Here is a 20845-nt window from a genome sequence, read left to right on the forward strand (position 1 = left end):
GCCCTCCCATGAAAACCCATGACGCCGGAGCAGTCCGCGCCCACCTCATCGATGCACTGGAAGCGGACCTCGTCGGTCCCTTCGGCAAACCCTCGGGCGCTCCCGTGTCGGACGCGCCAGAGAGGCTCCGCAATCCCCCGTCGCGTTGGTACCTGACCGGCTTCCTCGTCCCGCTCGACCAGGGGGTCATCGAGGACGAACCCGACGACGAGGAGGACGACCTGGCCGCGGGCAGCGACGAGGACAACGAAGAAGCCGCCCGGCATGACCCGACCGTGAAGAAGGTGCGCCGTCTCCCCGCATCCATGGGCCTGTCCGTCTTCGTCCCTTCCGACACGGCCCAGCTCACCGCGCACGTCTGCTGGGCGGACTACCAACGCGTCGAGGCCGACGAACGCAAGCAATGGAGCCGGACCTTCCACCAACGCACCGTCACCCTTCCCCTGAACGACGCGGTGCTTCGCGAAGGCGTGGCCCTGCGGGACAGCCTGGGCCTGCGCCTGGAAGGCCACGTGGAGAAAACGCCCGAAGGCGCGCTCGCCGTCGCCATCTTCCTCGTGAACGCCCGCGCTCCCACCAGCACCGCCGCGGAGCGCGACGAGTCCTACGCCTTCCAGACCCACCTCGCCCTGGAGTGCGCGAAGGGCTTCGTCGGCCGGCAGGACTCGAGCGATGCCCAGAGTGACGACGACGACGACCTCGTCAACGACCTCCAATTCCGACACCGCCAGCAGTGGGCCGTGGGCCACGGTGTCTCCGTGCGAGTGGACGCTACCTCACGGCCTGTGACTCGCGTGGAGACGGATTGGCTGCCACGTGTCGAAGTGCTCCCCGTCGAAGCGCGCTGGATTCCCGAAGTCACCGTGCGGATGGAACAGCTCGCCGCGTTCACGAAGCCCTCGGAGGCCGTGGCGGCCCTGAGTCCCCTGGTGCGAACCTACCGCGACTGGATCACCACCCAGGCCGCCATTGATGTGGGCAGCGCTCGCCGCGAGGAGACGCGAGATGAACTCGTCCGCCGCGCCCACCGCGCGGCCACTCGCATCGAGGAGGGCATCCAACTCCTGGAACGGGAACCCCTCGCCTTCGACGCCTTCCGCTGGATGAACAGCGTCATGGCCCAGGCCGAGCGCAAGGCCCGTCCAGATGACCCCAAGTGGCGCCTCTTCCAGCTCGCCTTCATCCTGCTCAACCTCCCCTCCGTGGAGGACGAGGCCCACGCGGACCGTGAGCTCGTGGAGCTCATCTTCTTCCCCACCGGCGGAGGAAAGACGCAGGCGTACCTGGGCCTCATCGCCTTCACCCTGCTCCTGCGCCGCCTCCGGGGCCAGTCCCAGCCCCACAGAGGCCTGGGGGTCGCCGTGCTGCTGCGCTACACGCTGCGGCTGCTCACGCTCGACCAGCTTGGCCGCGCCGCGACGCTCATCTGCGCGCTCGACGTGCTCCGCCAACAGGAGCCGAAGCGCCTGGGCGAGGTCCGCTTCTCCATCGGGCTGTGGGTCGGCCGCTCCGCCACCGCCAACACCCTGGAGCAGGTGGCCGCGCAGATCACCGAGTACAAGAACGACAACAGTCCGCGCGCCCAGTCCCCCTTTCCACTCGCCACCTGCCCCTGGTGCGCCACGCCCTTCGAACGGGAGTGCTTCATCCTCCAGCCGTCCAAATCCAGACCCCAGGAGGTGCTGGTCGGCTGCGCGAACATCGCGTGCGTCTTCAACCTGGGCCGCAACCCCGAAGGACTCCCCGTCCTCTTCGTCGACGAACAGATCTACCGCGAGCTGCCGTGCTTCCTCGTCGCCACCGTGGACAAGTTCGCCATGCTGCCCTGGCGCGGTGAGACCGGCCTGCTCTTCGGCCGCGCACTGGGGCGCACCGGCAAGCGCTTCGTGGGGCCCTGCGACGACGCCGCGGCCGTGAAGGCAGCCCTCGTGATGCTCCCGAACGGACTGCGTCCCCCGGAGCTCATCGTGCAGGACGAACTGCACCTCATCTCCGGCCCGCTGGGCTCCATGGTGGGCCTCTACGAGGGCGCCATCCTGACACTCGCGCCCCGGGCGAAGCTGGTGGCCTCCACGGCCACGGTCCGCCGCTCACGGCATCAGGTGAGCCGCCTCTATGGGCGGGACGTGGCGCTCTTCCCGCCCCCCGGCGTGGATGCCTCCGAGATGTTCTTTGCTTCCGTGGGAAAGGAGGGCGCGCGCCAGTACGTGGGAGTGGCGGCGCCCGGACGTCCCATGAAGGCCATCCTGCTGCGCGTCTATGTCAGCGTGCTCGCCGCCGCCGCGCGCGGTGAACACCTCCATGGCGCCGCGAGCGCCGACCCGTACCTGACGCTCGTCGGCTACTTCAACAGCCTGCGCGAGCTGGGCGGCATGCGTCGGCTCGTCGAGGACGAGGTGCGCCGGCTGGCGATGGACCGCGTCCGGCGCCGGCCAGAGGACGTCGACAAGGAGGCCGACCATCCCTGGTACCGGGGCAGGACCATCCGTGGCGAACCCATCGAGCTGACCAGCCGGGAGAAGACCGCCGACATCAAGGCCTCCAAGAACCGCCTGGAGCTCGCGCACGGCCAGCCCCAGAGCGTCGACGTCGTGCTCGCCAGCAACATGATCTCCGTCGGCGTGGACATCGACCGGCTGGGGCTCATGGTCGTGGCGGGCCAACCCAAGACAACCAGCGAGTACATCCAGGCGTCCAGCCGCGTGGGCCGCAAGGCGAACAAGCCGGGCCTCGTGGTGACCTGCCTCAACGCCGCCAAGCCCCGCGACCGCAGCCACTATGAGCGCTTCGGTACGTACCACGAGTCGTTCTACCGCTTCGTCGAAGCCACGTCGGTGACGCCATTCTCCGCCCCGGCGCTGGACCGCGGCCTCGCGGGGGTGGTGGTGGCGCTGGGCCGCCTGCTGGACACGGCCATGACGGCGCCCCTGGAGTGGAAGTCGCTCCAGACGCACCGGGATGCGCTGGAGAAGAAGCTCGAATCCCTGGCGAAGCGCGCCGGCCGGGGGCTGCCCAAGGAAGAGTCCGAGCGCGCCAGCGGCATCGTGATGCAGCGCGCGCGAAGCCTGCTCGACTCGTGGCGCAACATCATCGAGCAGGCGAAGAAGGACGCCGCCCAACGGGCGTACTCGCCCTACGACCCGGAGGGAAAGGGACTCAAGCCCCTGCTGCGCACCTTCCTGGACGCGACCGACAACCTCACCCAGGACGAACTCAAGTTCGAAGCGCCCACGTCGATGCGCGACGTGGAGTCCTCGGTGCACCTGTGGATTCAACGCCAACCGCTGGGCGGCTACCGCGCCCCAAAGGCAGCGATGGAGGAGGTGGCGCATGACGAACCGTAGGAAGTGGACGAAGGCCCGGTCGACGCGGCCCCCGGACGGACGCGTCCGGCAGAGCCAGGTGGTCTCCACCTTCGGTCCTGGCAGCATGCTGGACCTGCTCAACGACGCGGTGCTCGTCGGGGGCCTGGACTTCTGGCGGCTCAAGGGCAACGGCGAGGTCGTCAACGAACCGCGACTGCTGGAGATCGTCGAACCGCTCTACCACCGCAACAAGTGGCCTCTCAGCAAGGAGGCGCCCTTCCGCAAGCCGCCCGCCGGGGACGAAAGGGAGCCTTCCGAGTCCTGCGGCATCCAGGTGTATGAGTTTCCGCGCTGGTTCGTCTGCCAGAACCCACGCTGTCGTGCCTTGGTCCGGGCCAACAGCCTGGAGCGCGTCAACCAGGAGTACCGTCACCGCTGCTCCGGCGTGGAGGCGAAGCCCGAGCGCTGCGTGCCCGTGCGCTTCGTCGCGGCCTGTCCCCGGGGCCACCTGTCGGACATCGACTGGTCCTGGTGGATGCACGAGCGCAAGCCCTGTGACGCACCGCAATTGAAGCTGGAGGAAGGCGTCAGCGGGGACTTCAGCGACATCGAGGTCGCGTGCTCGACCTGCGGCAAGCGGAGGCGCCTCATCGACATGACCCACAAGGAGCAACAGGATCGCTGCGATGGGGAGCGGCCCTGGCTGGGACTCGAGGCCCGGGAGCGCTGCGATGAGAAGCAGCGGCTGCTGGTCCGCACCGCCAGCAACGGCTACTTCGCGCAGACCACCAGCGCCATCACCATCCCCGAGCCGGAGTCGCTCCGGCGCAAGGTGCAGTCCGCATGGAGCATCCTCCAGGCGGCCACCGCGGAGAGCCTTCCCGCCTTCCGGACCATTCCCCAGGTCCAATCAGCGCTGGGCTCCACCTCCGATGCGGAGGTCCTGGCGGCCATCGCGGCGGAGCGCGAGCACACGCCCGAGGCAGTCCCGGAGATCCGCACCGCGGAGTGGCTCCAGTTCCTCGCGCAGGCCCAGGAGAAGCCGGGAGAGATGCCCCGGGACCGCACCGAGGTCTTCTGGGCCCGGCGCATCACCAGGCCGCAAGGACTGCCGTCGCTGGTCGAACGCGTGGTGCTCGCGCGGCGGCTGCGGGAGGTCCAGGCGCAGGTGGGCTTCACCCGGCTGGAGCCGCTGTCGAAAGACCTGCAGGGCCGTTACGACCTGGACGTGGCACTCGCGCCGATGTCGCTGCACCGGGATTGGGTACCGGTCACGGAGATGCAAGGCGAGGGCATGCTGCTGGTGCTCGACGAGCAGCAGGTGCACGCGTGGGAGACCTCCGTCCCGGTGCGGCAACGCGAGGAGGCACTCAAGGCCGGGTGGGAGCGATGGAGGCTGAGCTCGGGTTCGAAGCAACCGTTCCCGGGCGTGCGGCTCTACCTGCTCCACACACTGGCGCATCTGCTGATGACGGAGGTGGCGCTGGAGTGCGGATATCCCGCCAGTTCCATCCGCGAGCGCCTGTACTGCGCCCCGCACAGCGATGCCGTCCCCATGGCGGGAATCCTGCTGATGACCGGGACCACGGGCGCCGAAGGGACGTTGGGCGGACTGGTGGAGGAGGGTCGGCGGCTGGGCCGGCACCTCTCCCAAGCCATGAAGAACGCGCGCCTCTGCTCCAATGACCCCGTCTGCGCGCACCACGAACCGACCGGCCGCGACGACCGCGACCTGGAGGGCGCCGCCTGCCACGGCTGCCTCTTCGTCCCCGAGTGCTCGTGTGAGCGCTTCAATCAGTACCTCGACCGCGCCCTTGTCGTGCCCACGCTGGGTCACGAGGAGGTCGCCTTCCTGAAGACGCCATGGACCTGAGCGGCGTGGCGACGTCGGAGTTGGAGCGATTCCAGACGGCGCTCATGGGCCATCGGTTCGGCTTTCCGCTGTCGCGGCTGGCGCTGCGGGGAGAAGGAATGGAACGGCTCGCCGAGGAAGTGCTGGCGCTGAACACGCTGGGACAGGACGGCGTCCTGTTGCTGTTGGGCGCGGTCCTCGCGGAGCGGCGCAATGGCACCCGGCGGCCAGAGTTGGTGTGGACCGGGCCCGAGTTCCGCTGGAGCGGGGCGCGAGACACCGCGGTGGTGCTGGCGGACCTGTTCCACAAGGCCGCGAACACCGTCCTGCTGGCGGGGTTCGCGTTCGACCACGCGGCGGAAGTCCTGGGACCGTTGCACGCGGCCCTGCGGCGAGGCGTGACGTGCCGCTTGTTCGCCAGCGCGCATGTCGCCGCGGGGTTCCTGCGGGAGCACTGGCCGTTCGGCCCGCCCTTCCCGGAGTGCCATGGCTTCTCACCGGACAAGGGCGTCTTCGCCAGTCTCCATGCGAAGTGCATCGTGGTGGATGCACGCTGGGTGTTCGTCACGTCGGCGAACTTCACCGACCGGGGACAGACGCGGAACATCGAGGTGGGGGTGTTGCTGGAGGATTCCCACCTGGCCGCTGTGTTGGAGGCCCAGTTCTCCACGGGGGAGTGGTTCACCCGGGTCGCCTGATGCCACGCCCCATCACACGTCGAACTTGAACGTCGTCTCCACGGCCGAGGCGCGTGCTCCGAAGCCGCGACAGAAGGCCTGGAGGTTCGCGTACCCCGCCATGGGCAGCACGTCGCGGAACTCCAGGTGCATGACGAGGCAGTACAGGGTCACTTCGAGGAAGCTCAGGTCCCGTGCCGGCAGCGCTTCGAGCCCCGCCTGCACGTGCTCCTCCAGCCAGGCGAGCATCCCCGTCAGGCTCTTGCGCAGCTTGGCCTGATGAGCGCCGTCCTCCCCCGCCCCACCCAGCCGCCCCATCACCAGCGACACCTCCGTCGCCATCGCTTGCTGCGCGAGCTCCAGCAGGTTCGCGAGCACGGGCAGCTCATGGTCCTCCGGCCACACCACGCGCAGGGCACGCCCTGAGCGCCGCCACAGCTCGCGGCTGATGTTCAGGGCTCCGAACCAGGAGCCCTCGGAGGTCCTCAACACCGGAATCCTGAGCGCGGGGTTGCCCCCGTAGTCCTCTGGATTCGAGGACATGAGGTCCCGCACCACCTGGAAGTCATAGGGCGCGCGCAGCTCGGCGGCGAAGATGCGCGGGATGCGGGTGAAGTGCGAACTCGAACGGCCAATCAGTGTGACGGACATCCAGGCACCTCCAGGAGACACGGCTCGCGAACGACCGTGGACATACTCCTGGCCAGCGCGCGCCGGAAGCGCCTACCCCTTCCGCAGTCCCACCACCTCGCCGTAGCCGCCAGGAATGAAGAACTCGTGGGCCTCCATGCCCATGATGCGCAGCGCGGTGGTCACGACATCCGCGGACCGGGGGACTCGCTTGGACGGCTGCCCGGTCTCCTCGATGAGGTCCACCGGAACGCCGAGCCCGCGCGTCGTGTACGAGCCCACCTGGCGGTTCGCCGCCACGTTTCCGCCCGCGAAGCAGACCGACGTGTAGGGGTGGTGGTCATCCGGCAGGTTGTAGCTGCCGTCATTCGCGCGCGACGCCCAGCTCCGGCCGAACTCGCTCATCACCAGCACCAGCGTGTCATCGAGCAGCGTCTTGCCCGGCTTGCCCGGGGCTGGCGCGGCCTTCATCTCCCCCAGGAAGCGCGCCACGCAATCCATCAGCCCGCGACCGTGCGCGCAGCTAAAGGCGTGGCCCGCGCCGTTATGCGTATCGAAGTCCAGCTGCAACGAGACATGCACCGAGGTGCACAGGTCCGACTTGAGCAGGCGCAGCGCCATGTCCATCCGCGGGTCGAGCCCGACGAGGTGGAAGTTCGCGTTGCCGAAGGTGTAGGTGAACGTCTCGTTCAGGTAGCTCGACAGGTACGAGGGCCGGTTCGTCTTCAGCGTGTCGATGCCCTTCGTGCTCTCCAGCACGGACACCACGTCCGTCGCCAGCACGCGGGAGACGGACGCCAACGAGCCGTGAAGGCCTTCCAGGTAGTTGTCCACCTTCACCGTCGACCGCCCGAGCAGCTGCTGGGCACGCGACAGGGTGAAGCGCTCCACCGTGGTCGTCTTCAAGGTCGCCCCGGTGGGCGCACCGCTCGCGTTCAGCTCGGCCCCCTCCGTGCGCGCGTCCAGCCCCGTCCACCAGGCGTTGTCCGCGGGCTTCGCGGAGAGCATCGGCTTGAGGGCTTCGATGGACGGAACGCCGATGGGCGAGGCGTGCGAGGGCAACCCCATGCCCACCGGTGTCCCCCGGTCTCCAGAGACGACCACGAACGGCAACGGCCGACTCTCCCGGTGCTTCTCATACAAGTGGTTCGCGATGACCGAATGCACCGCGGGCGCCCGGTAGTCCGCGCCCGCGACGCCGCACATCGCGGAGATGAAGGCGCTCGCGTGGTCGTTGGTGCCCTGGTCGACGCCGTGCAGCACGCTCAGCTGCTCATGCAGCGCGAAGTGCTTGTAGCCATACATGAGCGGGCTGAACTCGGCTCGCGCGGCGGGGTTCTGGGGGTTCCAGGACTGCCAGGTCCGCAGCGGCTTGTAGGGGCCGTTCGCGGGCGCGAGGTCCACCACCTTGCTCGCGTCGAAGAAGACGGGCTCGCTGTTGTAGCCAGCGGCCCCCGGGACGCAGAGCGGGATCTCAGCGTCCTCCATCGGGGTGAAGTAGTACGCCGGCCGGAAGCCCCCCGGGATGTAGATGACCACGAGCCGGGAGGGCAGGTCGGACTGCGCGGCCTGCGCGATGCCAGAGCGCAGGAGCCCCGCGCGGTCGAGGAGGGCCAGCTGCCCTGCGCCAAGGGCCCACTTGAGCAACGTGCGTCGAGAGGTGTTCGGCATGGGGTCCTCGGCTCAGTAGGTGATCCACAGCGGGTGACGGATGAGCGCCGCGCAGGTGCCCACCCAGGCCAGGCGCGTGCTCTGCGCTTCGAGCGGGAGATAGACCTCCTCGTACAGCGCCTTCAGCTCCGCGTCCGCGGGCGGTTGCCCCAGCATGCGCAGATAGAGATTGCGCAGGTTCTTCTGGACCGCGTCCGGGTTCTTCGCGGAGGTGTCCGCGAGCGTCGCGAAGCGAAGCACCGCCTTGTTGTTCTGCTTGTCCACCGCGCGCGCGCACCAGGCCTGCGACATCTGGACCAGCGCCTGCGCGGCGGAGGGACCGAACGTCGCGTCCTTCTTGCGGTACAGCAGCGAGTTGCCACCGCCCAGCGACTCGAAGCGTTCGACGGTGCGTGGATCCGACACGTACTCGCCCGAGATGCCGGGCGCCCGGTCTCCAGGCCACACGAAGAACCGGTTCCAGCCCACCACGTACGGCCTGTCGCGCCAGTCGGGGTTGCTGGTGCTGACGAAGTCCTCCAGCGTGAGCCCGAGCTGATCCATCAGGCTCACCACCATCTCCTCGGCGGTCAGCCGGCGGACGCGGAACTCCGCGGGTGACGGCGTCTCCAGCTGCGCGGGCGGCTCCTTCAGGTCGCGAATCCACTGCTCCACCTGCGCGATGGTCATCGTGACGCGACCATTGGCGAGCAGCTGGTCATAGGGCTGTCCCGGCGGCATCTGGGGATAGCTCCCCGGAGCGCTGCCCTTGAGCATCTGGATGAGGAGGCTGTTCTCCGGGTCCCCGCGCTTGACGTACCGCTCGTTGTAGACGAGCCCGCTCTCGAACGCGGCGAGCGAGGCGAAGAAGGGCTTGTTGCCATTGACGTGGCAGCCCTCGCAGGCGGGCGCGAGCGCGAGGCGGACGGCGTCGTTGTCGCTGGACGCGGCGCAGACGGTCCCCGAGTCGGGTGGATCATTGCTCGCATGATTCGCCGGGCCGATGACCCCCTCCCCGAAACAAGCCCCCAGGTTGAGCGCGAGCGCGACCAGCGCGCCAGGCAGCAGGAACGAACGCACCGTGCGCATCACAGGCCCCTCCGCAGCTCGGACTGCTCGAAGAGATAGCGGATGAAGGGCCGGAGCTTTCGCTCCCTCGCGGCGAACTCACGCCCGAGCTTGTCGATGAAGCCCTTCTCCGTGGCCGGGTTCAAATCCCGGCCGACGAACATCGCGTAGAGCCTGCGCGCGGCGCAGCGGTCGAACTCACCGGAGCGGACCAGGAGCTTGCCGAAGCCCAGCGGCCCCATGGTGCCGTCGCCGTTCACGCCGAGCAGCGTGTAGGACTCGGGCATCGTGTCCAGCAGCACCGCCTCCGGGTTGGCCTTCAGCTCCTCCGGGGTGATGGGGGTCAGCATGGTGTTGGGGACGAAGGCGTTCCTCCAACGCAGCCCCGGGGCGTTGCCCGTGTGCGGATACTGTCCGGACAGCCAATCCTTCGTGATGCGCTGGTTGCCCACACCACCAATGAAGGGCCACGGGACGTAGTAGCTCGGGAACGGGGTGAAGTCCCACCGCTTGAAGGAGATGGCCGCGGGGTCCAGCGTCTTGTGGCAGTGCAGGCACGTCCCGCCGGTGGCGGGGTCGATCTCCAGCGGAGGGAAGTGAACGTCCGCGGGCGGCGGCGAGAAGTTCTGGCAGGCGAAGATCTCCAGGAAGCGCGCGGCCCGGACGCGCTCGCGAGGGAACGACGACATCGCCCCCATCATCGTGAGCACACCGGCGGTGGGCAGCCCCTTCGCGGGTTCGGTGGTGGTGCGCGGGTCGAAGCGATAGGTGCGCTCGAGACTGCCGGAGCGCGACTTGTCGTTGGTGAGCGAGAGATGGAAGGGCTCCAGGTCCTCCACCACGAACTCGCGCCACGCCTGCGGGTCGTTGGGATTGGGGTGCAGGGGGTCGCGCGGAGCGCTGTCCGCGTCCGGGCGCCACCAGGTGGTGTTCGCGTCGACCACGCTGCTGCCCATCTGGCGGCCGAAGCGCACATACAGCGCGCGCAGCCAGTTGGTTCCGACCGAGTAGTTGCCGACGACGAGGTCGGACAGGGGCCTGTCGTACCACGCGAGGTGCGCGAACAGGCGCGCCGGCTCCTCGTACGGGTGGCGGCGCTGACCACTGAGGGACGAGGTGCCCGTGCTGTTCAGACCGACGAGCGGCGAACACCACACCAGGTTCGGCCCGCAGCCACATCCACGGGGGATCGCGGGGTCATAGTAGCCACCGGAGGCGACGCCGCAGTCGTAGACCTTCCCGGTGGAGGAGTCCGTGACCTGCTTGACGTCGGAGCCGGCCTTGCCCAGCACCTGGACCGTGGTCCCAGGGGCCCACCAGGGCTCGACGGAGCGCACCTCGGGCACGGCGGGAGCGCCGGTGCCGTCCTTGTCCGCGCACTGGTTCCTCGGGTCCTGTGACGAGAGGAACTCGCTCACGGAGTAGTACGCACCGGGATGCAGGCTGCCGTCGTCGCACCGGTGAAGGTGACCCGACATGTCACCCTGATACGCGTCGCCGTTGGCACCGGTGGTGTAGGCGCCCACCGCGATCCACTCGTGCCCGAAGCGCAGCATCCGCTCATAGAACTTCGGAGATGCGAGCGCCTCGTCCAGCGCCGCCTGCAGGAGCGTGGCGCGCGCCTCGGGCGTGGCCGCGGCGCCCATGGCCTCGTACTGCTCCACGGTCGGCGTGGTGCCGGTGAGCCCCAGCACGATGCGCCGTAACAACCGCGTGTCACTCAGCTGGTCGTTGGTGGGCTTGACCGGATCAGACGGCTTGGGTTCGCATTGCTGCGCGTGCGCATCGGGCCCTGTGAGCCCGAACATCGCGAACAGCACCGCCGCGAGGGCCGCGCTCTTCAGGTGCAGGTGCCAGTGCATGCATGAAACAATAGCATTTCCTGTCGCATCCGCGAATCCCTGATTTCGTCTGCCATTCCGAGAGAAGAGGGGTGGACTCCCCTCTACAGTCCGCGCCATTCGTGGTGACGACTCCCCCCACTTGGGACGTCAGCTCGGCGTGCGCGAGGCCTCCACCGGAGAGGCCGCCTGGGCCTCCGTGCGGCGGGGCAGCCAGACATTGAAGGTGGAGCCCTGGCCGGCGGTGCCGCTGGACTCCGCCCAGATGCGGCCCCCGTGCTGCTCCACGATGCCCTGGCTGATGGTGAGCCCCAGCCCCAGGCCCCCGTACTTGCTGCCGTGCGCGCGGCCGAAGCGCTCGAAGATGAGGCGCTGCTTCTCGCTGGGGATGCCCACGCCCTCGTCCTTCACGGACAGGTGCACGCCGGTGTCGCCCTCCGCCGCCACGCGCACCAACACCTGGCCGCCTTCGGGTGAATAGCGGATGGCATTGGACAGCAGGTTCGTCAGCACCTGATCCAACCGCCCCCGGTCCCACGTGCCCTCCAGGTGCTCCGGCACGTCCACCTTCAGCTCGTGTGTCTGGGACAGCACCGCCATCCGGTCCCGCGTCTCCAACACGAGCTGCGACAAATCAAACGGCTCCAGCTCCAGGGACAGCCGCCCCGCCTGCAGCCGGCTGATGTCCAGCAGGTCCTCCACCAGCTTCGCCATGCGGTCGATCTGCCGGTTGATGATCTGCAAGGACTTGCCCGGGCCAGCCTCCGTCTGCCCGCCCAGCTTGAGCAGGGCCAGGTGCGCGTGGCCCTTCGCCGCGGCCAGCGGCGTGCGCAGCTCATGGCTGGCGGCGGCCAGGAACGCGTCCTTCGCCTCGCTCGCCAGCCGCAGCGCCGTCTCCGCGCGCTGGCGCTCGGTGATGTCGCGCGCCACGGAGATGAAGCGGCCCGGGCCGTCGCCTTCCGCCACGTACTGGAGCACCACCTCCACCGGGACCTCCGCGCCGTCGCGGCGCCGGTGGTTGGTGGAGTACGTCTGTGACGGCAGCGTGCCGGACATCAGCGGCGCCAACAGCTTGCGGAAGCCCGTCTCGTCGAAGGCGCCCTCCACGTCCAGCACCGACAGGCCCACCAGCTCATCCGCGCCGGCGGAGAGCTGCTTGGCCGCGCCCGCGTTGGCGTACGTGAGCGTGAGCGTGTCCGGGGAGAACATCAGGACGCAGTCCAGCGTCGCGTCCAGCGTCGTCTTGAAGCGCCCCAGCGCCTCCTCCGCGCGGCGCTTGTCGTCGATGTCGGTGGCGATGGCCAGCCACCCCACCAGCGCCCCGTTCTCGTCGTGCTCCGGCACCGCGCGCGCCAGGTGCCAGCGATAGACGCCGTCCTTGCGCCGCAGGCGGAACTCCTCCGCGCTGCCCTGCACGCGCTCCAGCGCGTCGCTCCACACGCCGCGCATCCGCTCGCGGTCCGTGGGGTGCACGTCCTGGAGGAAGGAGGAGAGCGACAGCTCATACCCCTCCTGGTGCCCGGTGTAGTCGCGCCAGGCCCGGTTGGCGTACGTCAGCGAGCCGTCCGCGCGCGCGGCCCACATGGGCTCCGGCAGGGACTCCGTGAGCCGCCGGTAACGCAGCGCGCTCTGGCGCTCCAGGGCCTCGCGGTCGCGCTGGCGCAGGAGCGCGGCCTGGCGTTGCAGCTGCTGTTCCTTGAGGAACAGATCCACGAAGACGCTGACCTTCGAGCGGAGGATCTCCGGGTCGAAGGGCTTGAGCAGGTAGTCCACCGCGCCGTGCGCGTACCCCTTGAAGACGTGCGCGGCGTCACGGCTGAGCGCGGTGAGGAAGATGATGGGGATGGTGCGCGTGCGCTCGCGCTGCTTGATGAGCGAGGCTGTCTGGAACCCGTCCAGCCCCGGCATCTGTACGTCCATCAGGATGACGGCGAAGTCGCGCTGCAAGAGCTGCTTGAGCGCTTCCTCTCCGCTGGTGGCCTTCACCAGCTCCTGGCCCAGCGGCTCGAGGATGGCTTCCAGCGCCAGCAGGTTGGCCGGATGGTCGTCCACCATCAGGATGGCCGCGCGCGGAGGGGGCGCGGCTTCCTGCGGACGTTCCGGGGTGTGCTCAGTGGAGTTCATGTGCGCGGCGGGGGAGCGCGTGAGTCAGGTGAGCCGAGACACGGCGAACAAGGCTAGGGCTGCCCCCTTCCAGACGGAAGTGCAAAGGGGGTCCCACGGTGGATCGCCGCCGTTGAGTTTCAAGCACTCACCCACAGCCGGACGAGCTCCAGCAGCTTGTCGGTGTCCACCGGCTTGGGCAGGTAGTCACTGGCGCCGGCCGCCATGCACTTCTCGCGGTCGTCCTTCAGCGCCTTCGCGGTGACGGCGATGATGGGCAGGCTGGCGTACTTGGGGTCCTTCCGGATGGCACGCATGGTCTCGTAGCCGTCCATCTCCGGCATCATCACGTCCATCAGCACCACGTCCACGTCGGGGTTCTGTCCCAGCAGCTCGATGGCGGCCCGGCCGTTCTCCGCGAAGATGACCTGCATGCTGTGATTTTCCAGCACGCTGGTGAGCGCGAAGATGTTGCGCATGTCGTCATCCACCAGGAGCACCTTCTTGCCCGCCAGCGGCGCGTCCTGGTCGTTGCGCTGCGCCAGGGCCGCCCGGGCGCGCGCCGGAAGGTTCTCATCCAGACGGTGCAGGAACAGGGCGGTGTCGCTGAGGAGCTGGTCGGGGCTCTTCGCGCCGCTCTTCAGGATGACACTGCCGGTGTAACGGCGCAGGCGGGCCTCGTCCTTGGGCGTCAACTCCCGGCCGGTGTAGACGACGATGGGCAGGTCGCGGAAGCGCTGCTGCGTCTTCACCTCCTCCACCAGCTTGATGCCGTCCATGTCGGGCAACAGCAGGTCGATGACGAGGCAGTCGTACTCGTTCTGCTCCAGCTTCTCGAGGGCCTCCTGGCCCGTGGCCACCGCGGTGACGAGCACGTCGCCGCCATCGCTCAAGAGCTGGGTGAGGCTGTTGCGCTGCACGTCGTCGTCCTCGATGACGAGCAGGCGGCGCTCGCGGCGCTCCAGGAAGCGCGACAGCTGGCCGAAGACGCGCTCCAGGCCCTCCTTGCTCACGGGCTTGGTGAGGTAGCCGAACGCCCCCTGGGTGTTGCCCAGGTGCTTGTCCATCACGCTGATGATGTGGACGGGGATGTGGCGCGTGCGCGGGTTGCGCTTGAGGCGGTCCAACACGCTCCAGCCGTCCACCACGGGCAGCTGGATGTCCAGGGTGATGGCGTCCGGCTGGTACTCGTGCGCCATCGCCAGGCCGCTGTCGCCGCGCGTGGCGACCAGGGCCTTGAAGCCCTTCTCACGTGCCATCTGCACCATGATGCGGGCGAACTTGAGGTCGTCCTCGATGATGAGCAGGGTGCGGTCGCCCTCGCGGATGGACTCACGGTCGTCCTCCACCACGACGGGCGTGTGGGGGCCCTCCACCTGCGGGGGCAGCGCGGCGTCCAGCACGTGCCCCTGCGGCTCCGACATCAGCGGCTGCGTGGGGAGCGGCGGGGGCGTGGCGGGGGGGGTGGCCGGGGGCGGTGGATTGAGCCCCTCCGCCAGGGCGCCCAGCGCGCGCCCGGCGGCGTCGCTGGCCGGGACCTCCTCGTCCGACCCCTGGTACTCCGGCGGCAGGTAGAGGGTGAAGGTGCTGCCCTTGCCGGGTTCGCTCTCCAGGCGGATCTCGCCGCCGAGCAGCTTGGCGATCTCCCGGCTGATGGACAGGCCCAGGCCCGTGCCGCCGTACTTGCGCGCGGTGGAGCCATCCGCCTGCTGGAACGCCTCGAAGATGATGCGCTGCTTGTCCTTGGCGATGCCGATGCCGCTGTCCCTCACGGCGAAGGCGAGCACGTGCCGCGAGCGGCGCAGCGCCTCGTGGTCGAAGCGCATGCCCTTGTCCGCCAGACGCACGGTGAGCTTCACGCCGCCCTCGTCGGTGAACTTGAAGGCGTTGGAGAGCAGGTTCTTGAGCACCTGCTGCAACCGCTGCGGGTCCGTGCGCACGTGGCGCGGCGTCCCCGACAGCACCTCCACCTGGAAGGTGAGGCCCTTCTGGTCCGCCACCGGGCGGAAGCTGCGCTCGATGAACTGGTTGAGCTCCGTGAGGATGATGTCCCGGGGCTCCACCTGCATCTTGCCCGCCTCCACCTTGGACAGGTCGAGGATCTCATTGATGAGGCTGAGCAGGTCCCCGCCGGACGCGTAGATGGTGTTGGCGTACTCCACCTGCTTGGTGGAGAGGTTGCCGTCCTTGTTGTCCGACAGGAGCTTGGCGAGGATGAGCAGCGAGTTGAGCGGCGTGCGCAGCTCGTGGCTCATGTTGGCCAGGAACTCGCTCTTGTACTTGGAGATGATGGTGAGCTGCTCCGCCTTCTCCTCCAGGCTGACGCGCGCCAGCTCCACCTCGCGGTTCTTCTCCTCCACGCGGGTGTTCTGGTCCGCCAGCTCCTTGGCCTTGTCCTCCAGTTCGATGTTGGTGCGCTTGAGCTCGTCCTGCTGCTGGGTGAGCTCGCGCGACTGGCTCTGGAGCTCCTGGGTCAGGCGCTGCGACTCGGAGAGCAGCGTCTCCGTGCGCATGTTCGCCATGATCATGTTGAGCACCACGCCGATGCTCTCCGTCAGCTGGTCCAGGAAGATCTGGTGGATGGCGCTGAAGGTGTGGAACGAGGCCAGCTCGATGACGGCCTTCACCTCGCCCTCGAAGAGGACGGGCAGGACGATGATGTTGAGCGGCGCGGCCTCGCCCAGGCCGGAGGAGATGGTGATGTAGTCCGACGGCACGCGCGTGAGGAGGATGGTCTTCTTCTCCAGCGCGCACTGGCCGACGAGTCCCTCCCCCAGCCGGAAGCGGTTCGCCAGGTGCTTGCGCTCCCGGTACGCGTAGGTGCTGGTGAGCTTGAGGGACGGCACGCCGCCCTCGGGGTCGGAGAGGAAGAAGGCGCCGTGGTGCGCGGAGACCAGGGGCGTCAGCTCGCTCATGATGAGGCGGCTGACGGCGTCCAGGGACTTCTGGCCCTGCATCATGCCGCTGAACTTCGCCAGGTTCGTCTTGAGCCAGTCCTGCTCCTGGTTCTTCTGCGTGGTCTCACGCAGGTTGACGATCATCTGGTTGATGTTGTCCTTCAGCGCCGCGACCTCGCCCTCCGCGACGACCGTGATGCTGCGGGTCAGGTCGCCCTTGGTCACGGCGGTGGCCACGTCGGAGATGGCGCGCAGCTGGCTGGTCAGCGTGCCGGCCAGCTGGTTCACGTTGTCCGTGAGCTGCCGCCACGTGCCGCGCGCGCCGGGCACGCGGGCCTGTCCGCCCAGCTTTCCTTCGATACCCACCTCGCGGGCCACCGTGGAGACCTGCTCCGCGAAGGTGCCCAGCGTGTCGGTCATGTTGTTGATGGTGTCCGCGAGCGCCGCGACCTCGCCCTTCGCGTCCACGATGAGCTTCTGGGTCAGGTCGCCGTTGGCCACCGCCGTCACCACGCGCACGATGCCGCGCACCTGGGTGGTGAGGTTGGAGGCCATGAAGTTCACGTTGTCCGTGAGGTCCTTCCACGTGCCGGCCACGCCGGGCACGCGGGCCTGCCCGCCCAGCTTTCCTTCCACGCCCACCTCGCGGGCCACCGTGGAGACCTGCTCCGCGAAGATGCCCAGCGTGTCGGTCATGTTGTTGATGGTCTCCGCCAGGGCCGCGACCTCGCCCTTCGCGTCCACCACCAGCTTCTGCTTGAGGTCGCCGTTGGCGACCGCCGTCACCACCTTCACGATGCCGCGCACCTGCGTCGTGAGGTTGCGGGCCATGAAGTTCACGTTGTCCGTGAGGTCCTTCCACGTGCCGGACACGCCCTTCACCTCCGCCTGTCCGCCCAGCTTTCCTTCCGCGCCCACCTCGCGCGCGACGCGGGTCACTTCGGAGGCGAAGCTGTTGAGCTGGTCCACCATCGTGTTGATGGTGTTCTTCAGCTCCAGGATCTCGCCCTTCGCGTCCACGGTGATCTTCTTGGACAGGTCGCCGTTGGCCACCGCCGTCGTCACCAGCGCGATGTTGCGCACCTGGCTGGTGAGGTTGGAGGCCATGCTGTTCACGTTGTCCGTGAGGTCCTTCCACGTGCCGGCGACGCCGGGCACCGCGGCCTGACCGCCCAGCTTGCCGTCCGTGCCCACCTCCTTCGCGACGCGGGTCACCTCGGAAGCGAACGCGCGGAGCTGGTCCACCATCGTGTTGATGGTGCTCTTGAGCTCCAGAATCTCGCCCTTCGCTTCGACGGAGATCTTCTGGGACAGGTCGCCGTAGGCCACCGCCGTGGTCACCTTGGCGATGTTGCGCACCTGGTCGGTGAGGTTCGCGGCGAGGACGTTCACGTTGTCCGTGAGGTCCTTCCACACGCCGGCGACGCCGGGCACCGCGGCCTGACCGCCCAGCTTGCCCTCCGTGCCCACCTCCTTGCCCACGCGCGTGACTTCCGACGCGAACGCGCGGAGCTGGTCCACCATCGTGTTGATGGTGTTCTTGAGCTCCAGCACCTCGCCCTTCACGCTCACGGTGATCTTCTGGGACAGGTCGCCGTTGGCCACCGCCGTGGTCACCTTGGCGATGTTGCGCACCTGGTCGGTGAGGTTGCCGGCGAGGACGTTCACGTTGTCCGTGAGGTCCTTCCACACGCCGGACACGCCCTTCACGTCGGCCTGACCGCCCAGCTTGCCTTCCGTGCCCACCTCCTTCGCGACGCGGGTCACCTCCGCCGCGAACGCGCGAAGCTGGTCCACCATCGTGTTGATGGTGCTCTTGAGCTCCAGCACCTCGCCCTTCGCGTCCACGGTGATCTTCTTGGACAGGTCGCCGTTGGCGACCGCCGTCGTCACCTCGGCGATGTTGCGCACCTGGGCCGTGAGGTTGTTGGCCAGCAGGTTCACGTTGTTGGTGAGGTCCTTCCAGGTGCCCGCGACGCCCGGCACCTCCGCCTGGGCGCCCAGCTTCCCTTCCACGCCCACCGTGCGCGCCACGTCCGTCACCTGCTGCGCGAAGACGGACAGCGTCTGGGTCATGGCGTTGATGGTGTCCGCGAGCGCGGCGATCTCCCCCTTGGCCTCCATCACCAGCTTCTGGGACAGGTCGCCGTCGGCCACCGCCGTCACCACCTTGACGATGCCGCGCACCTGGGTGGTGAGGTTGAAGGCCATGCTGTTCACGTTGTCCGTGAGGTCCTTCCACACGCCGGACACGCCCTTCACGTCGGCCTGACCGCCCAGCTTGCCGTCCGTGCCCACCTCCTTCGCGACGCGCGTCACCTCCGCCGCGAACGCGCGGAGCTGGTCCACCATCGTGTTGATGGTGCTCTTGAGCTCCAGCACCTCGCCCTTCGCGTCCACGGTGATCTTCCGGGACAGGTCGCCCTTCGCGACCGCCGTCGTCACCTCCGCGATGTTACGGACTTGATCGGTGAGGTTGTTCGCCAACAGGTTCACGTTGTTGGTGAGGTCCTTCCAGGTGCCCGCGACGCCGGGCACCACCGCCTGGGCGCCCAGCTTCCCTTCCACGCCCACCGTGCGCGCCACGTCCGTCACCTGCTGCGCGAAGATGGAGAGCGTCTGCGTCATGGCGTTGATGGTGTCCGCGAGCTCCGCCACCTCGCCCTTGGCCTCCATCTTCAGGCGCTGGGTGAGGTCGCCGTTGGCGACCGCCGTCACCACCTTGGCGATGCCGCGCACCTGGGTGGTGAGGTTGGAGGCCATGAAGTTCACGTTGTCCGTGAGGTCCTTCCACGTGCCGGACACGCCCTTCACCTCCGCCTGACCGCCCAGCTTGCCGTGCGTGCCCACCTCGCGCGCGACGCGGGTCACTTCGGAGGCGAAGCTGTTGAGCTGGTCCACCATCGTGTTGATGGTGTTCTTCAGCTCCAGGATTTCGCCGCGCGCGTCGACGGTGATCTTCTTGGACAGGTCACCGGTGGCCACCGCCGTCGTCACCAGGGCGATGTTGCGCACCTGGGTGGTGAGGTTGGAGGCCATGCTGTTCACGTTGTCCGTGAGGTCCTTCCACGTGCCGCCCACGCCGGGCACCGCGGCCTGACCGCCCAGCTTGCCGTCCGTGCCCACCTCCTTCGCGACGCGGGTCACCTCCGCCGCGAACGCGCGGAGCTGGTCCACCATCGTGTTGATGGTGCTCTTGAGCTCCAGCACCTCGCCCTTCACGTCCACGGTGATCTTCCGCGACAGGTCTCCGTTGGCGACGGCGGTGGAGACCTCCGCGATGTTGCGCACCTGGCTGGTGAGGTTGGACGCCATCAGGTTCACGTTGTCCGTGAGGTCCTTCCACGTCCCCGCGGCGCCGGGCACCTGGGCCTGGGCGCCCAGCTTGCCCTCCACGCCCACCGTGCGCGCGACGCTGGTCACCTGCTGCGCGAACACGTTGAGCGTGTCCGTCATGTTGTTCAGCGTGGCCCCCAGCGCCGCGATCTCGCCCTGTGACGGGACCATCAGCTTCTGGGTGAGGTCGCCGTTGGCGACCGCCGTCACCACCTTCACGATGCCGCGCACCTGCGTCGTGAGGTTGGACGCCATGAAGTTCACGTTGTCCGTGAGGTCCTTCCACGTACCGGACACGCCGGACACCGCGGCCTGACCGCCCAGCTTTCCTTCCGTACCCACCTCGCGCGCGACGCGGGTCACTTCGGAGGCGAAGCTGTTGAGCTGGTCCACCATCGTGTTGATGGTGCTCTTGAGCTCCAGCACCTCGCCCTTCACGTCCACGGTGATCTTCCGGGACAGGTCGCCGCGGGCCACCGCCGTCGTGACCTCCGCGATGTTTCGCACCTGCGCGGTGAGGTTGCCGGCGAGGACGTTCACGTTGTCCGTGAGGTCCTTCCACACGCCGGACACGCCCTTCACGTCCGCCTGACCGCCCAGCTTGCCCTCCGTGCCCACCTCCTTCGCGACGCGCGTCACTTCCGCGGCGAAGCTGTTGAGCTGATCCACCATCGCGTTCACGGTGGTGCCGATGCGGAGGAACTCGCCCTTCACGGGCTGGCCGTCGATCTCCAGCGCCATCTTCTGGGTGAGGTCGCCTTCGGCCACCGCCACCAGCACGCGGGCGACCTCCGTGGTGGGCTGCACCAGGTCGCCGATGAGGGCGTTGATGGACTGGACGCTGGTGGCCCAGTCGCCGCGCACGTCGCCCAGCGTCACGCGCTCGCCCATGCGGCCCTCGCGGCCGACGACGCGCTCCACGCGGACGATTTCGTGGGTGAGCGTGGAGTTGAGCGTCACCACGGCGTTGAACGCGCGGGCGATCTCATCCATCACCACGTCCTGCGCGCCCGATGGCAGCCGCACGGAGAAGTCACCGGCCTGCACCGCTCGGAGCGCCGCCAGCAGCTGCTGGAGCGGTGAGGGCCCGCCGGCGCGAAGGCCGTCGCCGGAGCTGGCGCGGCCCCGGGCGGAGGGACGGCGGGTGGGCGCGGGCTCGGCGGTGGCGCGGGAGCTCCCAGTGGCGCTCACCTGGTTGGCCGCGGTGTTGCCCGGCGTCCGGACCGAGGGATGGCCTGCTTCCCGAACCGCGTCTGCCCTCGCTGTCTTCTGGCCTGGGGCGCGCTTGCGAGGAGCTGAGGAGTTGGAAGCCTTGGTGTCGTCCACGAGTGAAACCCCTGATCGGCGAAAGCGTTGCGACTGGCGCTGGGAGAGCAGCCCGCGATCTCAGGAACGTCCAATGAGGTCGCGGGTTTGTCGAATGCAAAGCCGGGGCGTGAAGAGCCCTTGTGTCGGGCACTGAACGCCGCGCCTGGATGCAGGACTC

9 protein-coding genes are annotated in these 20845 nt (G+C 68.4%); 3 read left to right on the forward strand and 6 right to left on the reverse strand.

The annotated features are described in order from the left end of the window. Positions 1–8: 8 nt before the first annotated feature. The 3 genes from drmA to drmC are packed head-to-tail and all read left to right on the forward strand — an operon-like array spanning position 9 to position 5855. Positions 9–3344 (forward strand): DISARM system helicase DrmA, encoded by a 3336-nt coding sequence (gene drmA / locus GTY96_RS27210; protein WP_161666247.1) that lies wholly within the window; start codon positions 9–11, stop codon positions 3342–3344. Next, the gene (gene drmB, locus GTY96_RS27215; RefSeq protein WP_161666248.1) at positions 3331–5178 is read left to right on the forward strand and encodes a DUF1998 domain-containing protein; all 1848 of its coding nucleotides are present in this window, start codon (positions 3331–3333) and stop codon (positions 5176–5178) included. The genes drmA and drmB overlap by 14 nt, the downstream gene beginning before the upstream one ends. Then, positions 5169–5855 carry a DISARM system phospholipase D-like protein DrmC gene (drmC, locus tag GTY96_RS27220; RefSeq protein ID WP_161666249.1) on the forward strand — a complete coding sequence of 229 codons (687 nt, stop codon included), beginning with the start codon at positions 5169–5171 and terminating at the stop codon, positions 5853–5855. Before drmB ends, drmC begins: the two co-directional genes overlap by 10 nt. A gap of 12 nt (positions 5856–5867) precedes the next feature. Here drmC and GTY96_RS27225 read toward each other — a convergent pair whose 3' ends face one another. From GTY96_RS27225 to GTY96_RS27250, 6 genes are all read right to left on the reverse strand, one after another. Beyond that, positions 5868–6485: a glutathione S-transferase family protein gene (locus GTY96_RS27225; protein ID WP_143902842.1), complete on the reverse strand. Its 618-nt coding sequence runs from the start codon at positions 6483–6485 to the stop codon at positions 5868–5870. 72 nt (positions 6486–6557) lie between these two features. After that, positions 6558–8135 carry a DUF1501 domain-containing protein gene (locus tag GTY96_RS37280; protein ID WP_201756409.1) on the reverse strand — a complete coding sequence of 526 codons (1578 nt, stop codon included), beginning with the start codon at positions 8133–8135 and terminating at the stop codon, positions 6558–6560. A 12-nt stretch (positions 8136–8147) separates the two neighbouring features. Then, the gene (locus tag GTY96_RS27235) at positions 8148–9203 is read right to left on the reverse strand and encodes a hypothetical protein (protein ID WP_143902844.1); all 1056 of its coding nucleotides are present in this window, start codon (positions 9201–9203) and stop codon (positions 8148–8150) included. Next, positions 9203–11044, reverse strand: a complete 1842-nt coding sequence (locus GTY96_RS27240; protein ID WP_161666250.1) for a DUF1549 domain-containing protein — start codon at positions 11042–11044, stop codon at positions 9203–9205. Before GTY96_RS27240 ends, GTY96_RS27235 begins: the two co-directional genes overlap by 1 nt. A 129-nt stretch (positions 11045–11173) precedes the next feature. Further along, positions 11174–13147 (reverse strand): hybrid sensor histidine kinase/response regulator, encoded by a 1974-nt coding sequence (locus GTY96_RS27245; protein WP_143902848.1) that lies wholly within the window; start codon positions 13145–13147, stop codon positions 11174–11176. Positions 13148–13266: 119 nt separating this feature from the next. After that, entirely contained in the window at positions 13267–20685 is a 7419-nt protein-coding gene (locus GTY96_RS27250) for a HAMP domain-containing protein (protein ID WP_161666251.1), read from the reverse strand. Positions 20686–20845 lie beyond the last annotated feature (160 nt).

Origin of the sequence: Corallococcus silvisoli, assembly GCF_009909145.1 — a bacterium.
GTDB lineage: Bacteria > Myxococcota > Myxococcia > Myxococcales > Myxococcaceae > Corallococcus > Corallococcus silvisoli.